We start from the raw sequence: 23,314 nt of genomic DNA on the forward strand, positions 1-23,314 counted from the left end.
CAACGCTCTAACCAGTTTTGCAGGCTGCCTTGACTTTAGAATAATTTTCTATTACCGCATACCGTATGCCAGAAGGCTGGAACTCGCATTCCCCCTTAGTTATACAATTTTTTTCCAATTTATCTGATGAGGAAGAACTTGGTTTCTCAACGGCATTTGTGGCATTAATTAAAGAGTCTACGGATGCCCTTAAGGATCTCAACTCTTTTGAGCATTTCATATCCTGGTTTTTTCCCTGCCACGATGACTCTTTATCAATTCCACAGGCAGTAGTAACAACTCGATAAAGTTCTAAAGGAAATGTTTTGCGTAAATGGTATCGAACAGGGGGGAGCACCAGCCAACTTGTAGGTTGTGGTAGAGCGGGTTTTTCATCCCAGGAATTGATAAACAAACCTAATTGTTCAAGCGCTCCCCGACATTCCGATGAATGGATGTCTTTGCCACTTCCTTTATCTTTTATGTTAGTTGGGGGCTTAGTCGAAATTGTGGAAAAATCGTATTGGATATTTTCCCGATTTTCCATTGAAGTGAAAAAGGCGTACTTGCTGCCTGCTTTAATCAAATAAGCCTTGTCTGGGTACTGGTCTGCAAACTTTCTAAACTCCACAATAGTTGATAACCATACTTTGCGAGGATTGTCAGACAGGGCTTTTGCCAGGCCCATGGCATCGTAATTTCCATTTAGCTCTATGACACGGCTTGCATAAAACAGCATCGTTATTCTCGGGTTATACGGGCTAAGATGGTAATTACCAATTTTTTGATTTTCAGCTGTGTTTATTTTTATTATTGATGCAATTTCCCTCACTTCTTTAGATTGTTGATCAAGGGAAACTTTGACTCGAAAATGTGTGATGTTTACAAACAGGATGCTTAAGGCTATAACACCCGTCATTATTCTCAGGGTTAGATTTTTTTTATCAGGACTCAGCCATTCGGAAATGGTTTTCGCATTAATGATGGCGAGAGCTGGAAACATCATGAATAAATAGCGGATAACCTGGTTTTTACCAGTGCTCATCACTAAAAAGGTAAGCACAGGCCAAAGGAAAAGTAATAAGGATGTCCTGTCATTATCTTTAAATCCCCGTTTGCCAAATATTGCAAGACCTATCAGGGTAATTGGTAGCCAGGGCCAGTAATTTCTACTGAAATCTTTTGCGTAACCCAGAAAATATAAAGGTTTCGCACTACCAAAATTTCTGTTGCCAATCAGGTATCCAAAGTGAATATCGATAAAATCCTGTCCATAGTTCTGCCAGTTTATAAAATGCCAGCTGAATCCCAATGTAAGGGCAATCAAACATCCTGATAAAAACCAGGGGTTGATGATTTCCTTCCATTGTCGACTGAGAATTAAATAAGCTCCGAATATAGTGAGTGGAAAAAGCCCAAGAACGCTTTTCGTTAAAATTGCGCAAGCGGTTGCAAGACCGAAAATCAGATACCAGGGCTTATGGTCTCTGGCTTTAAAAGAAGCATAAAATGCAAGTGTTACAAAAAAAGCGAGAGGGATATCAACCATGCTTCGACGTGAAGCATCCACAAACAATCCAGGAAACAGCAAAACAAAAGCTGAAGCAAAAGCGATCCAGCAATCTTTAAAAAGCAACAGGCTTAACCGGTATGTCAGCAAAATGATTCCGGTTCCAAACAGAGCCGAAGAAAAAATTGCTGAATAAGTGGAAACCCCAAACAGGCTGTAGGCTAAAGCCATGAACCAGAAGGGGATGGGTGGATTGTCAAATGCAGGAATGCCAGTATGGGTGACGAGCCATAATGATTCTGAGTTCAGAACTTCTTTTCCTTTTTGTGCGTAGTAGGCATCGTCAAAATTTTGGAGGCCGTTATCCGTTTGTCTACCCAGAAAAATCAAAAGTGAAGCAAAAATCAGGAATGCTATCTGGATCTTCTTATTGTTCAATGCGGAATTCAAAATAGAAGGCAAATTTGATTGAATTGAGGAACTAGGGAACCAAACTGAAATTAAAAGATAATACGGTAAATATTAAATTATTACAATGGTTTGTAGATTGAGACTTGTACACTTTATGCAATATAAAACAGATTGCAGAAAAAATTAGCTAATTTGCGGTGGGTGATAATTTATTAAAAGGGGAGTTTTAATCCTCCCGGGAGGGAGGGGAGTCCTTTGGGTTTGGCAAGTCCGGAAGCGCTTCCTTTTGCCTGCCCAAGCAACCCACTGTATTCAGACCCGCCATCGTTTAAAATTTTGTTTTGACCGAGCAGGCCGGAAAGTGAATCGTTGGTGCTGGAAAGGACATCTCCAGTACGTGACTGAATGGCTGACATCAGGGAACTTTCGAATCCTTTCATTTTCCCGGCCAGTGCCTTCCTGGCTGCTTTGGAGACGATTTCGGAAAGGTTCGATTTTATATCTAACTGGTAATTTTCTAGATTACCACTGATACCTGCAGATATGTTGATTCGGTCAATGTTGGATAGAGATTGCACGATGGTGTTAGCCAGCTCGTTACCTTCCTGTTCAGGTATTGAAATGGCGACACTGTCCAGTTCTGCTTTTAAATTTCCGTTTAAACTATTCTCATCAACAATGGTTAATTTTCCATTGATTTTTGCGGAGCCACCTTTGAGTTCTGCCTGACCCGTGTTTTTCAGGTTAAGGCCCTGAATATCTATGGCTATTGAGTCCAGCGATTGAGGACCGGTTTTATCCATCGTGACATCAAGTGCAAACGAATCAAAGTTCTGGTTTTTCCCCGATTGAAAATTCAATTTTGCTGGTTTGCCGTAGACAGACTGATTATCTGATAAATCTTTCACTTCACCCTTTACTTCTGTGTCAAAAAGAATCAGGGATAGGTTGCCATGTCTGAGCAGAAAATCAGGATAGGGAGAAGCTTTGGCAAAAGAGATATCGATTCCTTTGCCGCGAACGTATTCCTGTTGTTCCTGAACAGATGTCTTGCCTTTGTTCAGATAAGGGCTGATCATTTTGTAGGCCTTCCAGGCCTTATCCAGTTTTTCTTTTATAGGCCCTTCAAGCAATGAGCTAAGAATATTTTTTCCACCTTCAGGGCTGAGAGAATATTTATTCTTCAACCTCTCAAAGTCTTTTTGCGGAAGATTTTTCAAGTCGGCGACTTGCTGTTTCGCCATTTGATTATCTTTTTCAAGTTCAGACTTCATTGAAGTGATTCGATTCAGCCGATCCTGAATGTCTTTTTGCAGGCTTTCAAATTCTTTCAAAACATTGGGGATTTCTGTCAAGTTCCCGCCTTTTACTTTTTTTTCAGTTCAGCAAGTTTTTGTTTGGTTTCCCCCATGGCGTCGGGGTTGAGGTCGGTCTCGAATTTTTTTTCCCATTCAGTTTTTAAATCATCAATGAGTTTTTTTGCACGGTTCCCTGCTTCAAGGGTTTCAAGTTTCTCCGACTTTAAGATCTCTTCGGGAGATTTTATGTTAAATCCGCCCAGTCCGGGAAGACTCAGTTCTGCTTGACCTTTTGCAGTATCTGAATCCGGGCTGCCTTCTTGAGTGGATTTGCCGCCTGAAGCTAATTCAGCAGGGTGTGTCCTTTTCTGGTTTAACCTGATGCCGTGTGCCTGAAGATCGTCAATGACTATTTTTCGTGAAACAACCTGGGCTCCATCGAGGTCAACAGAAAGGTTTTCAAACTGAACCAGGTTTTCCATATTGTTGTCCGAGTTTGCGACTTCAATGCCAGACAAATCCACAGATTGTGCCAGTAAAGAAGTGCTCAGCGAACCAATGTCGATCTGTGTCTTTGCTGCTTCAGAACCTTTTTCTTCTATTCCTCTCTCGATCATGCCGTCCAGGAAAAGGATCAGGAATCCTCCAACGAGGGCACCCAGCATGGCAAACGCTAAAACACCTTGCCAACGGAAAAGTTTCATCAGTCGTCCCCCGTAATAGTGTCAAAAGCTTTCGCCAGCTTGAGAGAATTGAGGAATGGTATTTTTTCAAACATCTCCATCAAATGTTCACGATATTTTCGAATGAGAAAATTGATTAGAAAAAATAAGGGTATTGCTGAGACTACCGAGAATATCAGGCTCCCCATAACAAGGGTATTGTTCAGTCTGTCAAAAAGGAAAACAGGATTGCTGAAGAATCCGTTCCAGAAACTTTGCATTCCTTCTGATGTCAGAACCGACAAGCCTATTTGGTGGAACAGGGGGTCCAGGATGTAGGCGATTCCGGAGAAAAAGAAAAACCCGACAAGGAGGAGAGCAAAGTTCAAATTAATAATGAAGGCAAGAAACAGCAGGAGAATGTTGTGTGGAGTCCACAAAGGCATTAGCCCAATGATTCCTCCAAAGGCCAGGCCAAGACTTAGCTGCCAGGGTTTTTCGTTAGAGTTTAAAGCTTTAAAAACTTTTAAAACCTGACGAATCATGAAACCCTCCTTTACAGCAGTATAAATGAATCTCTAAAAGAACAAAGAAAAATAAATACTGAATGCCGGGTTGTTAGATTTTGTAAAGGTATTTGACGGTTTCTAATGATGGATAATCGGTCTTCAGATTTTCCAGCAATAAGGTGAGAGCGATGGATTGCTCATCGCTCATTTCATCCCGGTTCCCTATTGCGCAGATCCCAATGCTTATCTCATCCAGTTCCGGGTGGTGGAATCCTATTTTGGAAACATGTCTTCCCATCAAGGTAGTCCCGCTTGGGGTTATGATGAAATGGTAACCGATTTCAGGTTCTCCTTCATCCAGGTGCGACTTTTTGATTTGCTCGTAACTGGATGATTCGTCGCCAGTAAAGTGGACGAGGACAAATCGTGTGTCTTGCCTGGTTATTAAATTATTATGATTCATGATCTGTTCTTCCTGTTCAGGATAATATTGTATTATAGAGTTGAGGTTTATATTGTGAACAATGAAAGGCATCTAATGGGAAAAAATATTGAATCTGTTTTGGTGATTGGGCTGGGGCGCGTTGGCAGCCTGGCGGCTATCCTGTTGCAGTCAAACGGTTATAGGGTTACAGGATTTGATGCCAGCGCGAATGAGGATTACCCATTCAAGGTTGTTTCTGCATCGGTTGAGGATGAGAAACAGTTGGAGCAGGCGATAGCAGACCATGATGCAACGCTCACATGCCTGCCGTTTCATTTGAACCTGACAGTGGCCCAAAAAGTACACCACTCTGGAAAACATTATTTTGACCTGACGGAAGACGTCCCCACCACTTCAGCTATTCGTGAAATGTCAGAATCAGCAGAAGGGCTGATGGCTCCACAATGTGGATTGGCTCCCGGGTTTGTTGGAATATGCGGAGCGTATCTTGCGGGCGGTTTCGAAAAACTCCGCAGTATGGAACTCAGGGTTGGAGCATTGCCCCAGCACCCGAGAGGACTTCTAGGGTATGCCTTTAACTGGTCCGCCGAAGGTGTGGTCAATGAGTATCTCAATGATTGTGAAGTCATTCAGGATGGCCAAAGGGCAACAGTGCCCTCTATGGAAGGACTGGAAACCATTGTCATAGATGGTGTTCAGCTTGAGGCATTTACGACTTCTGGTGGACTTGGGACCTTATGCGAAACTTTTGATGGAAAAGTAGATAAGTTGAATTATAAAACCATTCGTTATCCCGGGCATGGAAAGTTGATGCGCTTCTTCTTTAATGAGTTGTTTATGAGGAACCGAAGGTCAGAGGCCGGGGAAATTCTTGTGCACGCCAAACCGCCCGTCAAGGATGATGTGGTTTATGTTCATGTCGCTGTGGAGGGGTGGAAGGAAGGAAAACTGGCCAGAGATGAATTTGTACGCAGTTATTTTCCGAAAGAGATAAAATCGAGAGTTTGGAAAGCCATTTCTTGGACCACCGCCGCGTCGGTTTGTGCGGTCATTGAGCTGGTTTCTCAAGGTCGCTTGCCGGACCGGGGATTTTTAAAGCAGGAAGATTTGTCACTGGAGCTGTTCCTGAATACACCTACAGGTCAACTCTTCAAATAGTTGTGCTATTGACATTAGTTCCAGACCGGCGAATAAAAACTAAACATAGGTGTGGACTTTAATTTCAGGATCCAATTGATCTCGAAGGTGATTTTCTATAACACGTAACGTTCCGCCTGTTGCACTTGGGCATCCTCCGCAAGCACCTTGATAACGAATGCGTACAATATGTCCATCAACTTCTATCACTTCCAAACCACCCCCATCGTTAGCGAGTGCAGGGCGAATAGATGAATCAAGGACGGCTTCGACAATGATGACTTTTTCATCATCAGATAGTTGAGGATAAGTTTCCTTGTCAAAATCATCCAGGACGGATGAGGAAACTTCATCATCGCCTTCCGTGTACTTTTCAAGATCAGCTTCAATAATGTTTTTTACTTTGTCTTTAAAAACCACCCAAAGGTCAGCAGCGATAAGAGTTACAGATACAAAGTTCTCCCTCAAATAAACCATTTCCACAATCTCAAGGGCAAACATGTTAGTGGCAAAAGTGTCCGATTCCAGATAACCACCTTCTTGAATAGTTTTCGAACCAGCTGCTATCACTTCCCGATCAAGAATGAATTTCATTGAGCGAGGGTTGGGGGTCAGTTCGATTTTAGCAACTGAGTAAGCCTGGGTTTCCTGCATGGTGACTCCTGAATAGGGTTAATCTTCTTATCGATTATAGGATGGATTCTTGTTAAGTCAGGTTCAAAAAGTTTTCAGCATCAAACAGATTACGGCAACCATGACTTGACAAGAGATTATACAGGTTTTATAATAAAGATAAATAGATATTTTTATCTTTTATTTGTTTTGGGTAATGAATGATTGGATTAAGATGAATGCATCAGTACGAAAGGGGCATAAAATGAACGTTACCGATCCAGTGAAAAGCTTTGTGAAAAACAATTTGGCCTCTATTGGCATTTTTATGGAGCTAAACATAGATTTTTGCTGTGGGGGCGATATTTCACTTCAGGATGCCTGTGAAGAAAAAGGTCTGAAAACGGATGCTGTCTATCAACGTCTCATGGGGCTGGCACATCCTCAAAATGATGAATATGATGTTTCAGCTTTAGCACCCGGAGAATTGACCGCTCATCTGGAGTCAACGCATCATGTTTATCTTAAAAAAGTGTTGCCGCGCTTGACAGATTTGATGGATAAAGTTTGTCAGGCGCATTCTTCACGTCATCTGGAACTCCTTGCTTTAAAAACATTGCTTAAAAAATTACGTGCAGATCTCGAACCGCATTTACTTAAAGAAGAGCGAGTGTTGTTTCCCTTGATAGCAAATCTTGAGCGGGAAGGTTTATATGTGATGTCAGCTGCTCGACCCATTCAGGTCATGCGCCATGAGCTCGACGAAGCGGGGCAGTTGTTGAAGCAAATGAGAGTATTAACTAAAGGTTATGTTGCTCCAGAAGGTGTATGCCAGTCCTTTCAGGCATTATATAAAGAACTGCGAAAACTTGAGGAAGACACTTACCTTCATGTTCATAAGGAAAATAATTTGTTATTTCCGGCAGTTGAAGCGATGCAGGAAGTACCAGTAGGTTCCTGACGGGTCATTATGAAAGCTTGAGGAACTCTTTCAAGGCAGACTAATATTTTCCTCGTATGTGATGAGCAACTTTATCAGAATAGAAGTTGCCCAGGGCATCATGAACTTCCGGGGATAACGGGGGCAAGTCACTCGCTGCGCAATTATCAGCAACCTGAAGTGGATTTTTCGAGCCGGGAATCACTACCGTGACGGCTTCAAAATCCAAAACCCATCTCAAAGCAAACTGGGACAGGTTTTCCGGGGCAATTTGTCTAAGGCTGTTAACTAGCTCAAGCCCTTTTTCAAAGGATATCCCGGAAAAAGTTTCGCCAACGTTGAACTCCCTGCCATCCCGGTTGAAATTTCTGTGATCGTTTTTGGCAAAAACTGATTCCTCATTCAATGTTCCAGAAAGCAGACCAGAGGCAAGTGGAAGCCGAATGATGAGGGCCACTTTTTTTGCCAAAGCCTCCTCGAAAATAGAAGAAATTGCTTTTTGCCTAAAAATATTAAATATGATTTGCAATGAAGCCACCCCTTCTTGTTTCAGGCATAACTGGGCCTCTTCCATGGACTCGACGCTAAACCCAAATTGTTTGATCTTTCCTTCCATCTTCAAGGTTCTCAACCAGTCAAACACTTCACCCTGTCTCAAAAGCTCGGTGGGCGGGCAATGCACTTGCGTCAAGTCCAGGGCGTCCACTCCAAGACGTTTCAGGGAATTTTCTGTGTGTGTTCGAAATTGTTCTTGAGAAAAGTTATCCGGCCAACCGGGTCGGGGAAATCTGCCGACCTTGGAGGCGATCACAACATCTGCAGATAAAGATTTAATAAATCTACCGAGCCTGATTTCAGATAAACCCTCACCATAGCAGTCGGCAGTGTCAAAGAAGTTCACCCCATTTTCAACTGCGGTAGCGAGAACTTTTTCAGCTGTGGAATCATCTACATCACCCCAATCAGCACCAAGTTGCCAGGTACCCAGTCCGATTTCAGAAATTTTGTGATCGCAAAATGTCCTGTATTTCATGCCGGTTCTATAAAAAAATGATAAATTGGAAAGATGAAACCTAAAAAGACAAAGTGTTGTTCAACTGGTCATAGCATTTTTCACCATGCAGTAAAAGTACTTTTCACTATTTTTACCCTATGCATATTTCTTGAACCAAAACTGGTTTTGGCCGTAGACTTTAAAACCTATTTAAAGGGCGTGCGGGAGGAAATAACACGTCACAAGGAGAGCATTCTTGAAGATCCTCTGGACGCGATAGCATACTTCGAGTTGGGAAGGGCTTATCTTGCTCTTGGAAAACATGAAGAAGAAGTAAAAGCTTATCAGGAAGCGATCTCACTCAATCCCAAGTATATTTCTGCACATTATAATCTTAGTATTGCGTTTGATTTATTAAAGGATGGACCAAATGCGATCAAACACATGCTTTCTGCTCTGAAATTGTCTACGGAAAAAAGAAACCATGCGCGCATCAGAAATGTACAACGTCAGCTGAAACGCCTCTACTTGAAGTACCCGGATACAACAAGAATATCGGAAGAGTAGAGCTAACCGTTTGTTAAGCGTAAACAGGAAATGTTAAGAACGATTCAATTGATAATTCATTGAATTATTGGGTTTTATGATTTCCCCTCCAGCTGAGGGGATTGAAAATGGGAAAAGAATTTCTTATAGTAAAAGTACAAACTTTTTTTTGTTCGGGGACAAAAGAAAATTATGTTTGTTATCAAGGAATATCGTAAGGGGAAAAAAATAGTTCGACAAGGCACTCATGGTACCAGCGCGTTCCTGATCAAAAAGGGAAAAGTGGAAGTGTATCGGGAAGATGCTGATGGTAACAAAAAAGTTCTTGCTCAACTAAAAGAGAACGATCTGTTTAGAGAAATGGCTATGATATCGGCTGAGACACGTTCGGCATCAGTCATTGCTCTGGAAGATTGTGAAGTAGCTGTATTGACCCGTGAAAAATTTCTTGCCCTCCCGGATACCAGTCCTGCCGTAGTTCGACTACAGACCATCATGAAAGAACGTCTTAACGAAGGCAAATAGCTCACCGGTTTCTTGAAAATAAATTAAAAGACTTCGACTTTACCAAATTGCAATCTTGCACATTGAAGGTTAATATAGGGCATGGAAAGAGACTTTGAACCGCTAAAAGCCCGACTTCGGTTAATTTGTGACCGGTTGGATGAAGACGAAAAACTCTACTTCAGTCCTCTTATTGAAAACTTTACGGGACAGACCCAGGAGTTCCAGCGCATAATGCGTGACCTGGGAAAGTTCGGAGAAAAAATCGGGGACGGGAGCAAGTTTAAGGTATATCGTGAAGTCCAGCATCTATTCGATGATGCGTTTCGCAAAAACAAGTGATTGTTCATGTTAACGAGTGTTCACCTTATTGTGCGAGGCCTGGTTCAGGGAGTTTGGTTCAGGGCTGGAACACGTGAGCAGGCTTTGAAACTGGGGTTATGTGGCTGGGCAAAAAACTGCCCGGACGGAACGGTTGAAATTCATGCGGAGGGAGAAAAGGAATCCCTGGAAAAGCTTATAGAGTGGTGCCGAACAGGCCCGTCGGCGGCTGAAGTTTCTTCTCTTGATATTGAGTGGGTAGAGCCTCAGGGTCTGACCACTTTTGAAATTCATCATTAGTTCTGAGGCCCGTGAGGCAATAAAGCTTTTTCAAACTTTCATAGTTGAGCAAAACCCTCTTTAATGACTTGAGTCCATGCTACATGGCATCTACGGTTACGCTGCTCTTTTATGATATCCATCAATGGGCTGGTAAAAAAATACGATACGCTACTGGCTGTTGACGGACTCAGTCTGGAAATCCCCAAAGGTGAACTGTTTGGTTTTATAGGTCCCAATGGTGCTGGTAAAACCACAACCATTAAGATTTTAGTCGGCCTGCTTAAACCTTCTTCAGGAACCGTTCTTATTGATGGTTTGGATATCAGGGACGACCCCATCCAAGTAAAAAAATTATCGGTTATATTCCTGACAGACCCTTTATTTATCATAAATTGACTGGGCGGGAATATCTGGAGTTTGTCGCGGACCTCTATTCAATGGACCAGGACAAAGCCCGCGATGAGGCTGATAAATTTTTTACACTTTTTGATTTGCAGGGATTTGCTGATGAGTTGATAGAAGGATACTCTCATGGCATGCGGCAGAAGCTGGTCATTAATGGAGCGTTGATTCACTCCCCTAAAGTAGTCATAGTCGATGAGCCCCTGGTTGGTCTTGACCCCAAGTGGGCTCGCCAGGTCAAACAATTGTTTAAGGGTTTATGTGAAAACGGCACTACGATTTTTATGTCAACCCACTCCCTGGGTGTTGCCGAAACCATGTGTCACAGGGTGGGAATCATCCAGGAGGGGAAAATGATAGCCGTAGGTACGGTGGAGCAGTTGCGCGATCAGGCCAGCCAACAGCATGGAGACCTGGAAACCGTATTTCTAAAACTTACACAAAGTGATGTAGAAGACAACGGCGAATAAGTTTTCTAATTAATTATTCTTTCAGGAACTGAAATATTATACGGGGAGGATTTTGAATATGAGTAAAGTCAGTGAATATATGAGCATCCAGATATTTTCCATCGACCCCGGTAAATACGCTTTTGAAGCGGTTGATGAAATGTATAAAAATAAAGTTAGCGCCCTTTTAGTGAAGGAGGAAGAGAACTACGTTGGAATAATCACAAAAACAGATTGGATGTTTCTGGTTTTAAAGGGTGAGGGCGACCCTAAAGCATTGAAGGTTTCCGAGGTGATGACAAAAATATCGCACACCGTTGACGAGAATCAAACCATCGCAGAGGTGTGCGGCGTCATAGAAACAAACAAGGTTCGCCATGTTCCAGTGACAAGGAACGGCGAAATCGTGGGTATGTTTTCAGTGAAGGACTTGGAAAAATATTATTTAAACTTACACAAGAAAACGGATTTTTAATTGTATCAGTAAGGATTTAACGCATGTGTTGCAGCGACCGCTTGAAGTCACAGTTTGAATGGGTAAGTCAGGTCTTTCTGGTTTAAAAAACGCTATGCGTCCGGAAACTTCTATAGCAAAGTTATTTTTCAAGTTTTTTTCTTTTTAAAGATCACTTCAACCGTAAGGGTTTTATTGCCACGTTGGAGTTGAAATGTTGAGCGGTCATCAAGCTTTTTGTTTGCCAGTAATTCAAGTAAATCATCCACCCTGGCCAGGGGTTTCCCATCCATACTGAGCAGCAGGTCACCCGATTTTATTCCCGCGTTTTGAGCGTTGGAGTTTTTTTCTACAAACTTTATATGCACTCCTCCACCTTTTTCCTGGGTAAGCCGCACTCCCAATTTGACTTTATTATGACCGGGAACTTTGTATTCCACCTTCCAGGTATAATCTGAAGAATATAAAGGAATGGAAACTTGTTTCACCGTCATTTCCCTGTCTTTCAAATTATCCGGCACTACGGTAATGTCGGGCAGGACGATGGAATAGTTATGAGGGATTCTTCTATAAGCGCGCTTTGGGATACCAAAACCATATTGCACATGAAACCCTCCTGCCAGCACCACCAGCTTTTTTTCCTTATTAGCCGGATTGCGTAAAAATTCTGCAACAGTCTGAGCCATGGTTTCTTCCCAGAGCAACAGCATTCGGTATGGTTTTTCCAGCACTTTCGCAGAATGTCCTCCGAAAGCTGACATGGAGAAGGCTCTGTGATATGGGTCGGTATCGTCAATTTCAGGATACAGTGTGTCGCCGGGTGCTTCATCTCCCGATCTAAATTGGTTTTCCACATCCCGGCTGGATTTTAGTCCGATCAAAGGCATTCCCCTGGATTTCGCAAAATCGAATATGGGTTTATAGAGACCAAAACCACTTCCCCAGTTGGAACGAAAAAGACTCCTGAGTTCCCGTTGCGAAAGTTGGCCCTGTTGGTAGAGGTCCAGTTTTTCCTGGGCTGAGCGGCGGAACATTTCCAGTCCAATTGCTACAGGATATTTATCGGCCAGATGTTGAATGATTTGCAACTGCACTTTGTGAGCTTCGATATTATCGTGGGTTTCGCCAACATAGATGACCCGGGAAGCTGAAATGGAATCCATCATCTGCTCTTTGCTAACCAGCAATCCTGTTGGAATATGAATGATTTGACCGGCTTCCAGTTTTGTCAGGCTCTTATATGGAGATCCTGAATTGGGTACAGCAAATTCCTCAGAATGGCCTTTGCGGGAAAGTAGCAAAAACCAAAATAAAAACAAGGTTGCCAGGATAATGCGTATGGTCTGCGTAACAGGATTCGGGCTCATAATTTTGTAGTCTTGACTTTATATGAATTATTGTTGATAATCACAGGCTTCACGTAAGATGGTTTTCCGCCAGGGGGCGGGAGTTTTGGTGCCGGATTTCAGGCAGCGAATTGTTTATTTGTGCCATAAAAACAAGTTGTTCTCCCCTGCTAAATAACCCAGGGAAGAAAGGAGAGATTTTTGGAAGTCACAGTTTACCAAAATCAAGTTGAAAAAGCTTTAAAAGTCTTAAAAAGACAAATGACCAAGGAAGGACTGTTGAAGGAACTTAAACGCCGCAGGTTTTATGAGAAGCCTTCCGTTAAGAAAAAGCGCAAGCAGAAGGAAGCCAAGAAGAAGAGAAAAGCCGCCATGCGTCGAATGCGGTCCTATAACCGACTTTAATTTTCTCTGCCTTCAACCCTTGGAGACAGCGTTCCTATTTTCGGGAACTTTCCAGCATTTTTTGTCGCAAATTTTCGTAGAACACAACTGCACTGGCTGACGCGGCATTCAGGGACTCCAACTGACCCTTCATGGGGATTGAGAGGGTTACATCGCAGGATTTTTTCAGCAAAGGTCTAATTCCCTTTTCCTCTCCACCAATGACCAGGGCTACAGGAGTATCAAACCGATATTGGTAACAGGGTATTTCTCCATCAGCCACAACACCTGCAATCCAGAATCCAGATTCTTTCAGTTGTTCGATACATCGGGTTAAATTTGTAACCCATGTAATCGGTAAATGTTCGATGGCACCGGAAGAACATTTAGAGACGGTTTCAGTTAAAGATGAAGTGCCATGTTTAGGCAGAATCATTCCATGAATCCCAAGCGTTTCAGCGGACCGGATGATTGCTCCCAGGTTTTGCGGGTCCTGAATGCCATCTAGAATTACGAGAGTCGGCAGGGAACTTTTTTGAAACACTGTTTTGACCATGTCATTAAGCTCCAGGGTCAAAATGGCGGAAAAGTACCCGGCAATCCCTTGATGAACCTGGTTTTTAAACTTATTCTGGAAGGTTGATTTAGGCAAAATTTCGACAGGAATTTGTTTTTCCTTCGCTAACTTGATTATCTCATCAATTCTGGAATGGGTTTTACCCTGTTCTGCTATAACTCTGTAACATTGTCGCTTAGAGACTATAAGGGCTTCCCGTACTGGGTTGATTCCGACAATTAAAGATTCTTCCTTAGATCGCATCATTTTTAAACATAAAATAGGGTATGAAAGAATATCAGGTTTTTGCTGGACGAAAAGCCTTGAATGAACTATAACATTATGAAAACAATGGATTTATTCGGCTTGAATCCGTTGGTGGCTGCTTTGCGGTTATAAGCCTTTTTTGCTGTTTTTCCACAGAAATTTTCCCGCTGATAAAACCGCAAAAGCTATTTTAACCTTTTTCTGCAATCCGTAAACCAAGATATGTCGCTCCAACGAAAAAGGATCATTTTTTATTCTCTGTTCAGCTTGATGCTCGCGGTGATTTCTGTCTGTTCATTGGCATATTACCAGTTGCGCAATCTGGGAGAGATCAAAACTCATGCGATCAAGAAGTTGGAAGAGTTGACACGAAGAGAAGTGAAAATAGGTGATGCTGAGATGGACATTGTCCGCGGCCTCAGCATACTTTTGAAAGATGTATCACTCAAGTCGAGAATTGCAAAGGAACCGGAACTGGAGGCGAGTAGCGTTTGGGTAGTGGTAAAGCTGTTACCGTTACTGAATAAACGTGTTGAAGTGAAGAAAATTATTGTTCAGGGTGTTTCGCTCAACGTGGTCCGTGATGCTGAGGGACGCCTTAGTGTGGGAAACGTGAAAAAATGGATAACCCAACCTTCTGAAAGTGGATTGTTCAAAGTTTTGAGGGTAAGCCTCATGAACCAGCTAATGGTGGAAGATGGGACCATCCATTTTCAGGATTATTTAAACCGTCCGCCTGATGATCCGCTACCATTAAACCTGAGACACATCCATTTTTCAGTAAGGAAAAGTCTTCTAAATTCTCCTTTTCAATTTAATGTTAAAGGTGAAATTCCCGGCGACGGCACACCCACTGGCTTTCAGGTTTCAGGAGCATTTGACAATTTCTCCAAAGACCAGGGCATTACAGGCATATCAATAAACGGTAAGGTCCGTGTTGATGAATTGAATGTCTCAAGTTTTCAGCCATATTTGAAAAAGGTGCTGGCTAAGGCGCCTCTGGACAGCATGTTATCTTTGAAGTCCAGTTTTTCAGGCAACCTTGGTGGAGCATTGAAAACAGAGGGGACTTTGAAATACTCGACAGACTCTAATAAGGGACATGCTATTTTGAGGGATGCCCGTGTTCCTCATCGTGGAGGTTTAGAATACAAGATCGCGCTGGATCAGGATTCACTCCATATTGAAGAATTGAAATCTGAGTCCGGCCCTTTCAAGTTCAGGGCCAAGGCATCCCTTGCAAACTTCCTTTCTAAAGATCCTTCCATTTCCCTGGACTTGGTTTCAGATTCATTTCAGGTAAATAAAAGTATGGATTATCTCCCGTTAAAGTTTTTCCCAGAGGAATATCATGCTTTGGTGCAGTCCCGGTTTAAAAACGGTTCTATAAAGATTAATGCATTGAAGTTTGATGGAACTCTGGAGCAGCTTCAGGAGCTTGCTCAGGAGAAAAACCGGGGTCTGATTTCTTCGGAATTTGAAATGAAGCATGTCGACTGGCAGGCTCCATTGCCTGCCTTGCAAAATGTTTCAGGGACTTTCAGTATAAGCAAAGGGAAAACGAATTTACATATTGCCAAAGCCAAATATGAAAACCAGCCAATAACCAATGTGCATGGAACGATTACTGATATCATGACGAGGCCATCCGTTGACCTCAATCTAGAAAACGAAGTAGATATCAGGCAATTTCATGGAACTCTCAAAAAGGTTTTCAAGGGACATCCCTTGTTCGACTCAATTGCCGTTTACGATGAATTCGAAGGGACTGCAAATGTTCGACTGGATGTAAAAGGTCCGCTGGATGATTTTGACAAGCTTGCGATCTCTGGAAAGATAGGTCTGCAGGATGTTTCTCTAAATGATGAAGAATTTGAGCCGAGACTGGAAAACCTTAATGGGAACATTATATACACCCATACTCCGGAAGCAGATAAGCGCAAAGATGCTTCCTGGATCCCAGTCCTAAGGTATGACAATCTTTCCGGAAATTTTTCCAAAAGTTCATTTTCAGGAATGAATGGGGAAATGGGTTTTAGTAATGGTCAACCTCTTGAGAAAATGACAACGACCTATAAAATTGCCTCCAGCGATTTACCCTTTATCTTGTCTGACAATTCCGAAGATGCGTTGGTCAACCTTAAGGAAGGCCTCGATTTTACTGCAGGCCAAGTGGTTATGGATTACCGGTTCCAGCGTGACCCAACTCTGCCGGAAACCAAGAAGGAGTGGGGAGAAATTGAGCTGAAAAATGTTTCTATGAAATATCCTGACAGGTTACATGCTATGAACAACCTTAATGGGAATATTTCTTATGGCGGTGGGAAGATAAGACTGGAAAACTTGAACGGTCGTTATGGAGATTCCCCAGTTCAGCTTGAAGGGGAAATCGACCGTAAAAATATCAAGACTTTGGAGTATGCCCTTCGTCTTAACTTTCCCGGCCTTGCGCAATCTGACTTAAAGGATATTCCTCTTTTTGAAGATTTGAAATTTTCTGGTCCCGCCCACGTTTCTTTAAATCTGAATGGAAACCTGGACTCATTCGTATTTGAGCATCAGGCTGATCTGGCTCGGGTGGGTTATGAGATTCCCGGATTCATGGAAAAGCGTCCAAATGCCTTGAGTAAATTTAAAGCTAAGGGAAGCGTTGAGAAAAATAAAGGCCTTACTATTGATAACTGGACTTATGAGTTGGGAGGAAACCAGGTCTCGGGAACGGTTCGAATTCCTGATCTGGATAACCCGGAATTTACTATCAGTATGCAAGCTAATGACTTTCAGGCGTATCCTTCCCGTCAGTTTTTCAGGTTTATCAGCGCAGAGATCGATGGAAGCACTGATTTTAAAATTGTTGGTTCCGGTAACCTGAATGACCTTCAAAGTGCAAAATTTGAAGGTGAGATGAAATTGAATAAGCTGAAAATTCGACCGGAAAACTTTTTATCGTCCGTAACGGTGGATGCAAACCTTAAGTTTAAAGAAAACCGCCTCGACATTCGCTCGGGAAATATTGTATCCGATCAAAGCGGTCTTAACTTTTCAGGAGTTTATTTTAGAGGAGACTCACCCAGACTGGAATTAAACCTTTCTGGAAAGGGACTGAATATTGATGAAATTTTTCCTGAACCACAGGGTGAGGATATATCGCTTATCGAACGACTGAACCAGTCTGATTTTTTCTCACGAGGCAAAGGACAAGTAAGGTTTAACCTCGATCGATTGGTTTATAAACATTTGAACCTGGACCGGGTTGCAGGAAGCATACTCCTGAGAGAAAGGGAATTAGAAATAAAAGACATGACTTTTGCTTCCAATACATCTGTGAAAAGTGGTGGGAAGATGTTTATTGATCTTGAAGGTGTCGGGCATTTTGAGGGAAATGTTCAAGCCCGGGAAATGGAAACAAAAAACCTGTTCGGTTTTTTTGGTGATCTTTTTGGAGATAGTTTAAGTGGAAATGTGAAAATGATTGATGCAAGGATGAGTGGAAGCGGAAAGGATTGGCGGGAAATTTCTCAATCCTTGTCGGGTAATATTTCCCTGAATATCCAATCAGGAAAAATAAATACTGCGAGGCTGAAAAAAGGAGTTCACAGGTTGTTCAGTTCTATCCCTCAACCTGAGTCATTGGAAGAGGATGAGGCTTCGCCATATAGGCAAATTTCAGGAGATTTTTCTTGTAAAGAGGGTGTTTTTGAAACGGAAAACTTTGTGATAGAAACCGAAAACCGTAGGACCTCTGTAGTTGGAAACTTCGATCTGGTCAACGATCAAATGGATACAGTAGTGGGAGTTGCGCCCATGGCACAGCTGGACAGGTTCCTGACCAAAATTCCGCTGGTCGGTAAAATCATAACTGGCGGAGATGAAAAAAGCCTGGTGAAATCCTATTATACGGTGAAAGGGGATTTTAATGATCCCGATGTAAGCGCGATTCCTTTTACATCCCTTGGCAAGAAGTTGATGGGTATCTTCCAGGGAATTTTTCAGACTCCACAGGACATCCTGAGTCCTATAACAGATAACCTGAAAACCGCACCGCCTCCAACTCCTGTTGAAGACTAGCAGATTATCGCAACAGTTTTTAACATTACCACTCAGTTAAAATCCGTCTATTTATCTCTTGGAAATATTGACGATTCTAAAATCGCTGGGGGACTTTCCCATATGCATTGCGAGGCTTGCGGTAATAGCTGCTACATGGTCATCCTCATGGCTGGAGCTGGCTACGGCAGACTTGCCGGCCTTGCGTCTTGAGGGCGATGGTGGAGGAGCTTCATAGGGCATCATTTTTACCAAGGCCTGAATGGTAAAAATCAAAATAGTCAGCACGGTAAAAATGACCGCCATGGCCAGAATAGAAACGTTAACGGCTGCGTGAACTGAAGTTTCCATAGTTATTCCTTTTAGTGGTTCAGCTTTATAGCCTCGACCACTTGGGATATTGCGGCTTTGGCACTGGGCTCTGCTGTCCCAATTACATCGGCAATCTCAGCGTGCGGTGCTGGCACATTGTCTCCAAACAGGGAGATAAAAACACCTGCGGCCACTGCGCTACCAATAACGCCTGCTACATTTGGTCCCATTGCATGCATCAATAAGAAATTTGAGGAATCCGCTTCTGAGCCCACTTTCTGGGAAACACGTGCTGCCATAGGAACGGCTGATACCCCGGCTGAACCAATAAGTGGATTCACACGACCCCCGGTCGCCTTGCACATGATTTTTCCAAAAACAACTCCTCCAACTGTTGCAATACAGAAAGCCAATAAACCCAGCACGATGATTTTAATGGTTTCAACCCGCAAAAAAGAGTCGGCGGTCATGGAAGAACCTACGGCCGTTGCCAACAGAATAGTAACGATGTTGATCAAATGGGTTTCTGCTGTTTCGTGCAAGCGGGCGGTGACCCCTGACTCGCGGAACAAATTGCCAAGCATCAGCATTCCCAGAAGCGGGGTGACGCCGGGTAACATCAAACAGCAGACGAAGGTCACAATAACCGGGAAAACAATTTTTACCGTTTGGGAAATGGGTTGCAACTGCTCCATTTTAATTTTTCGTTCTTCCTCTGTAGTCAGAAGTTTCATGATAGGAGGTTGAATGAGCGGAACCAGAGACATATAGGAATAAGCGGCCACGGCAATTGGAGCCAGAAGGTGCGGAGCCAACTTGGATGCTATAAAAATGGAAGTGGGACCATCCGCTCCGCCAATGATACCGATAGCACTTGCTTCATGCATATTAAAACCGAGAAGTACGGCACCAATCAAGGTAACGTAAACGCCGATCTGGGCTGCGGCACCGAGGAGTAGCGTAGCAGGATTGGCCAACAGGGGACCAAAGTCTGTCAACGCACCCACTCCCATGAAGATCAGGGGAGGAAGTATCTCATGCTTGATGCCCTGGTAAAAAATGTTGAGCAGTCCACCCTCATCAGTACTGGCCATCATGCTCATGGGAATGTTAGCCAGCAACGCACTGAATCCCATAGGAAGGAGCAGGAGCGGTTCAAACTTCTTCCAGACAGCAAGATAGATCAACACGCAGGCGACTATAATCATGATTAAATCGCCTCCACCCAAGCTGGAGAAGCCAGTAGAGTTAAGTATTTTTGACGCAGACGCGCCGAAACTGAATTCCATTATCCTATTATGACAAGTTCGTCGCCGGTTTGTACGTTATCGCCTTCTTTAACCAGAATAGATTGGATGGTTCCTGCTTGATGTGCTTTAACTTCCGATTCCATTTTCATGGATTCCATAATAAGGACAGTATCACCCTCATTTACAGAATCTCCCTCATTGCATTTTAAGGTGAAGATGGATCCCGGAAGAGGAGCCAACAAAGGAGTTCCGCCACCACTACTGGCTGGTGGTGCTGCGGCGGGTGCCGGTGCGGCCGCTGGAGCAGCTACTGGAGCAGAAGCAACCGCGCCTCCCGTAGACACTTCAACGGTATAGTCTTTTCCATTCACCCGAACACTATATACTGCCGAACCCGCAGGGGCAGAAGCTGCTGCCGGGGCTGGGGCGCTTGCCGGGGCTGGAGCGCCAGCCGCAGCGGGTGCTGCTTTTGGTTGGGGTGTCCCTCTAGTCTCAAAAAATTTCAGAGCCACTTTAGGAAACAAGGCATATGTCAGCCGGTCTTCTTCGCTGGTATATTTATCCCCCAGTTCACTGCATACGGTATCCCATTCCGGGTCCAGTAAATCGGCGGGCCGGCAATCTGTTACTTTTCCATCTTCTGAGACCTTTTTCAACAAATCTTCATCAATGGGTGCGGGAAGTTTCCCGTAATTTCCCAACACGCACTGTCGGGTTTCTTTAGTGATTACTTTGTAACGCTCTCCCGTCAATACGTTCAAAGTTGCCTGGGACCCTACTATCTGGCTCGTGGGAGTTACGAGAGGTGGATATCCCATATCTTTACGCACTCGTGGAACTTCTTCCAGAACCTGTTCAAGTTTGTCGATTGCGTTTTGCTCCCGCAATTGGTTTTCCATATTGGAAATCATACCGCCGGGAATCTGTGACTTGAGGATATTGATATCAACACTTTTGAAATCGCTCTCAAACTCCGCATAATGTTTCTTAACTTCAGTGAAGTAATCGTTGATTTCTTCCAGCAGGCCGAGATCCAGACCGGTATCTCTGGGCGTTCCTTTCAGCGCGGCCACCATACATTCCGTTGCGTAATGAGAGGTTCCCATAGATAAACAGGAAATGGCGGTATCTACCATATCCACCCCGGCATCGATCGCGCACTGCAAATTCATACCGACAAGTCCGGTGGTTGCATGGGTGTGCAAATGGATTGGCAGCTTGATATTTTTTTTAAGTTCAGTAATCAGGGTTTTGGTCACATCAGGAGTCAGGAGACCCGCCATATCTTTAATACAGAGTATGTCTGAACCCATATCCTCCAGCCTTCGGGCCATGTCCAGATACAATTCAATATTATGAACCGGGCTGACGGTGTAACTGATACAGCCTTCAACGGTTTCACCGCATTTTTTTACAGTTTTAACAGCGGTTTCAATATTTCGAAAGTCATTGAGAGCATCAAAAATTCTGAATATATTGATCCCCACTTCTACGGATTGTTTGACAAATCGCTCAACCACATCATCCGCATAGTGACGGTAGCCAACAGCATTTTGTCCCCGCAGTAGCATTTGAAAGGGGGTGTTTGGCATTTTTTTCTTCAGGACGCGGGCACGTTCCCATGGGTCTTCATTCAAAAACCGGATGCAGGTATCAAAAGTTGCTCCTCCCCACATTTCAAGCGAGAAAAACCCTACTTGATCAAGCTTTTCAGCTATAGGGAGCATATCTTCGGTTCGCATTCGGGTCGCAAGAAGAGATTGGTGCGCGTCCCGTAAGACAAGTTCGGTAATTTTAAGTGGATTTTTTTCCATAATATTTAAATCCTTATTGAATCAGGCTTAATTCTGATTGTTGATCACATCATTTCAATACCAGACTTGATCCTGTATTGACCCGTTCATCTCTCTGATTATTACTAAAACGAGTTAAATTAAATCCCGCAGATTATTAGCCTTATCAGGGAGAAATTTGGACGGGAAGCCGGAATTCTAGATTATTGGCTTGGCAAAATCAACTATTATTTACGCCAGGTCATAGGCAGGAAAAGCAGAATAACTCCGTATATTTCAAGCCTTCCTAATAACATGAAAAAGATAAGAATGCCTTTGCCCATCGTCGGTATTGAGGAATAATTACCCATGGCACCCACATCTCCAAGACCCGGGCCAATATTGAACAGAGAAGCCACAGTTGCAGACAATGCAGTAGTGAAATCCACGCCCATTGCCGAGAGCAATACACCTCCTAAAGCGGTAAAGCCCATAAATAGAAATGTCAATGCGGCAACATTGGAAAGGTCGTCCGGTTCAATAGTTTTATCCCCTACTTTGACGTGAAATATTGCTCGAGGGTGGACCAGGTTTTTCAGTTCCCGCATAATGATTTTCAACAAGATGATCATACGAATGACTTTGAACGATCCGCTCGTTGATCCGGAACACCCTCCAATCATCATAATTGCGACGAGGAATAGTTTTAAATATTCCGGCCACATATTGAAGTCATCCGTAACAAATCCGGTAGTGGTGTTTATAGAAACCACTGTGAAGGCCGCACTTCGAAACGCTTTTCCCGCGTCATCAGTCACAGACTCCTGGGTGAGACCCCAGGTTACGAACAGGACACCTAAAAAGACCAATGCGCAATAGGCTCTGAATTCAGGATTTTTAAAAATAACAGAAAAATTTCTTCGAACTAATTGGAAATGAAGGGCAAAGTTGATCCCGCCCAGGAACATGAAAAGGATGATAATACTTTCAATATAAACATTGCCTAAGGCACCGATACTACCGTTATGAGGTGAAAACCCACCCGTTGCCACCGTTGAAAAAGTGTGACAAACCGAATCGAACCAACTCAAACCGGCGAACCGCAGTGCAAAAACTTCGATCAGTGTCAGGGTTAAGTAAGTTTTCCAAAGTATTTTTGCTGTCTCGGCCAGACGGGGCTGTGTTTGTTCCACTGTAGAACCACCGGGAATTTCCGCCTTAAACAGGTGGAAGCTACCAATGCCCAGCATGGGGAATATGGCAAGGGAAAGAAGAATGATTCCCATTCCTCCTATCCACTGCATCAGGTTCCGCCAGAACAAAATTCCGTGAGGCATCGCATCGATATCCTGAAGGATAGAAGCCCCGGTAGTGGTGAAACCACTGGCACTTTCAAAAAACGCGTCAATAAATTCAGGGCAGGCACCACTTAAATAAAGGGGTAACGCGCCGAAAGCTGACATCGATAACCAGGAAAAAGTGACAATGGCGAATCCTTCACGATCCCTCAGTTTTGCTATGCCCGAGGGGAGCAGTTTCCATAATATCAGGCCGGTTGCCAGGCTCAGACCAAATGCCCAGCCAAATGCTGAGGACTCGGAAATGAACCCATCAATGGGAGCATCTCCATAATAAAGCGCAACGCCCATCGGGGCGAGAAGCAACCCGGAAAGAAGGACCAGTAAAATTCCAACAACACTGAAAATGGACTGGATATTCATCGGAAAGGAAGAAAAGATCGCTTACGGCCAAATAGTTTTTCTATTTTTTCGATGGTTCCTGGCAAGGCAACCACGATGACCGAATCGCCTGCTTCAATGGTGACATCATCATTAGGCAGTAACATTTCTCCTTTTCTGAGAAGTGCTCCAATGATCGCACCTTTAGGGAAACTGATTTTACCAATTTGCTTATTAACAATCGAT

General features: G+C 43.4%; 22 protein-coding genes and 2 pseudogenes (1 of these 24 cut by a window edge). 10 read left to right on the forward strand and 14 right to left on the reverse strand.

Annotated features, from left to right (window positions below; all coding sequences use genetic code 11):
* Positions 1-7 precede the first annotated feature (7 nt).
* The 5 genes from F3741_04230 to F3741_04250 form a co-directional block, all read right to left on the reverse strand.
* Positions 8-1,990 carry a glycosyltransferase family 39 protein gene (locus F3741_04230; protein MZG30009.1) on the reverse strand — a complete coding sequence of 661 codons (1,983 nt, stop codon included), beginning with the start codon at positions 1,988-1,990 and terminating at the stop codon, positions 8-10.
* A gap of 122 nt (positions 1,991-2,112) precedes the next feature.
* A complete protein-coding gene (locus F3741_04235) occupies positions 2,113-3,255 on the reverse strand; it encodes a TIGR03545 family protein (GenBank protein ID MZG30010.1) in 1,143 nt (380 codons plus the stop codon).
* A gap of 11 nt (positions 3,256-3,266) precedes the next feature.
* Positions 3,267-3,902 carry a hypothetical protein gene (locus F3741_04240; GenBank protein ID MZG30011.1) on the reverse strand — a complete coding sequence of 212 codons (636 nt, stop codon included), beginning with the start codon at positions 3,900-3,902 and terminating at the stop codon, positions 3,267-3,269.
* Positions 3,902-4,405, reverse strand: a complete 504-nt coding sequence (locus F3741_04245; GenBank protein MZG30012.1) for a TIGR03546 family protein — start codon at positions 4,403-4,405, stop codon at positions 3,902-3,904. The genes F3741_04240 and F3741_04245 overlap by 1 nt, the downstream gene beginning before the upstream one ends.
* 73 nt (positions 4,406-4,478) lie before the next feature.
* Positions 4,479-4,904 carry a hypothetical protein gene (locus tag F3741_04250; GenBank protein MZG30013.1) on the reverse strand — a complete coding sequence of 142 codons (426 nt, stop codon included), beginning with the start codon at positions 4,902-4,904 and terminating at the stop codon, positions 4,479-4,481.
* A 3-nt stretch (positions 4,905-4,907) separates the two neighbouring features.
* On the opposite strand from F3741_04250, the gene F3741_04255 reads away from it, so the two are divergent.
* Positions 4,908-5,972, forward strand: coding sequence for an L-lysine dehydrogenase (locus F3741_04255; protein ID MZG30014.1), 1,065 nt, complete (start codon positions 4,908-4,910; stop codon positions 5,970-5,972).
* Positions 5,973-6,011: 39 nt separating this feature from the next.
* Here F3741_04255 and F3741_04260 read toward each other — a convergent pair whose 3' ends face one another.
* Positions 6,012-6,605 (reverse strand): NifU family protein, encoded by a 594-nt coding sequence (locus F3741_04260; GenBank protein ID MZG30015.1) that lies wholly within the window; start codon positions 6,603-6,605, stop codon positions 6,012-6,014.
* 175 nt (positions 6,606-6,780) lie between these two features.
* Here F3741_04260 and ric point away from each other — a divergent pair, with 175 nt between their 5' ends.
* Positions 6,781-7,524, forward strand: coding sequence for an iron-sulfur cluster repair di-iron protein (gene ric / locus F3741_04265; GenBank protein ID MZG30016.1), 744 nt, complete (start codon positions 6,781-6,783; stop codon positions 7,522-7,524).
* A gap of 40 nt (positions 7,525-7,564) precedes the next feature.
* Here the strand turns inward: ric and F3741_04270 are convergent, their stop codons facing one another.
* Positions 7,565-8,536: an aldo/keto reductase gene (locus F3741_04270; protein ID MZG30017.1), complete on the reverse strand. Its 972-nt coding sequence runs from the start codon at positions 8,534-8,536 to the stop codon at positions 7,565-7,567.
* 33 nt (positions 8,537-8,569) lie between these two features.
* Between F3741_04270 and F3741_04275 the strand changes: the two genes are divergently transcribed.
* The 6 genes and pseudogenes from F3741_04275 to F3741_04300 all read left to right on the forward strand — a co-directional run bounded on the left by F3741_04275 (position 8,570) and on the right by F3741_04300 (position 11,476).
* Positions 8,570-9,064, forward strand: a complete 495-nt coding sequence (locus tag F3741_04275) for a tetratricopeptide repeat protein (GenBank protein ID MZG30018.1) — start codon at positions 8,570-8,572, stop codon at positions 9,062-9,064.
* 171 nt (positions 9,065-9,235) lie between these two features.
* A complete protein-coding gene (locus tag F3741_04280) occupies positions 9,236-9,568 on the forward strand; it encodes a cyclic nucleotide-binding domain-containing protein (protein MZG30019.1) in 333 nt (110 codons plus the stop codon).
* 81 nt (positions 9,569-9,649) lie between these two features.
* Complete coding sequence (locus F3741_04285; GenBank protein ID MZG30020.1) at positions 9,650-9,889, forward strand: hypothetical protein; 240 nt, start codon at positions 9,650-9,652, stop codon at positions 9,887-9,889.
* Positions 9,890-9,895: 6 nt separating this feature from the next.
* Positions 9,896-10,168, forward strand: coding sequence for an acylphosphatase (locus F3741_04290; GenBank protein MZG30021.1), 273 nt, complete (start codon positions 9,896-9,898; stop codon positions 10,166-10,168).
* Between the two features lie 111 nt (positions 10,169-10,279).
* Positions 10,280-11,022 (forward strand): annotated as a pseudogene (locus tag F3741_04295) (ABC transporter ATP-binding protein).
* 58 nt (positions 11,023-11,080) lie between these two features.
* Entirely contained in the window at positions 11,081-11,476 is a 396-nt protein-coding gene (locus F3741_04300; protein ID MZG30022.1) for a CBS domain-containing protein, read from the forward strand.
* A 128-nt stretch (positions 11,477-11,604) separates the two neighbouring features.
* Here F3741_04300 and F3741_04305 read toward each other — a convergent pair whose 3' ends face one another.
* Positions 11,605-12,822: a PDZ domain-containing protein gene (locus F3741_04305; GenBank protein MZG30023.1), complete on the reverse strand. Its 1,218-nt coding sequence runs from the start codon at positions 12,820-12,822 to the stop codon at positions 11,605-11,607.
* A 180-nt stretch (positions 12,823-13,002) separates the two neighbouring features.
* On the opposite strand from F3741_04305, the gene rpsU reads away from it, so the two are divergent.
* The gene (rpsU, locus tag F3741_04310; protein MZG30024.1) at positions 13,003-13,206 is read left to right on the forward strand and encodes a 30S ribosomal protein S21; all 204 of its coding nucleotides are present in this window, start codon (positions 13,003-13,005) and stop codon (positions 13,204-13,206) included.
* Between the two features lie 34 nt (positions 13,207-13,240).
* Here rpsU and rlmB read toward each other — a convergent pair whose 3' ends face one another.
* Positions 13,241-14,005: a 23S rRNA (guanosine(2251)-2'-O)-methyltransferase RlmB gene (gene rlmB / locus F3741_04315; protein MZG30025.1), complete on the reverse strand. Its 765-nt coding sequence runs from the start codon at positions 14,003-14,005 to the stop codon at positions 13,241-13,243.
* 225 nt (positions 14,006-14,230) lie between these two features.
* Here rlmB and F3741_04320 point away from each other — a divergent pair, with 225 nt between their 5' ends.
* Positions 14,231-18,076, forward strand: coding sequence for an AsmA family protein (locus tag F3741_04320; protein ID MZG30026.1), 3,846 nt, complete (start codon positions 14,231-14,233; stop codon positions 18,074-18,076).
* A 51-nt stretch (positions 18,077-18,127) separates the two neighbouring features.
* Here F3741_04320 and F3741_04325 read toward each other — a convergent pair whose 3' ends face one another.
* From F3741_04325 to trkA, 5 genes and pseudogenes are all read right to left on the reverse strand, one after another.
* Positions 18,128-18,406, reverse strand: a complete 279-nt coding sequence (locus tag F3741_04325; protein ID MZG30027.1) for a hypothetical protein — start codon at positions 18,404-18,406, stop codon at positions 18,128-18,130.
* A gap of 11 nt (positions 18,407-18,417) precedes the next feature.
* Positions 18,418-19,656, reverse strand: a complete 1,239-nt coding sequence (locus F3741_04330) for a sodium ion-translocating decarboxylase subunit beta (protein MZG30028.1) — start codon at positions 19,654-19,656, stop codon at positions 18,418-18,420.
* Entirely contained in the window at positions 19,656-21,434 is a 1,779-nt protein-coding gene (gene oadA / locus F3741_04335) for an oxaloacetate decarboxylase subunit alpha (protein ID MZG30029.1), read from the reverse strand. The genes F3741_04330 and oadA overlap by 1 nt, the downstream gene beginning before the upstream one ends.
* Before the next feature lie 203 nt (positions 21,435-21,637).
* Positions 21,638-23,110, reverse strand: coding sequence for a TrkH family potassium uptake protein (locus F3741_04340; GenBank protein ID MZG30030.1), 1,473 nt, complete (start codon positions 23,108-23,110; stop codon positions 21,638-21,640).
* Positions 23,107-23,314: pseudogene (gene trkA / locus F3741_04345) on the reverse strand (Trk system potassium transporter TrkA); it runs 1,256 nt beyond the window's last position. The gene F3741_04340 and the pseudogene trkA overlap by 4 nt, the downstream one beginning before the upstream one ends.

The organism is Nitrospinota bacterium (assembly GCA_009873635.1).
In the GTDB taxonomy this organism is placed as follows: Bacteria; Nitrospinota; Nitrospinia; order Nitrospinales; family VA-1; genus LS-NOB.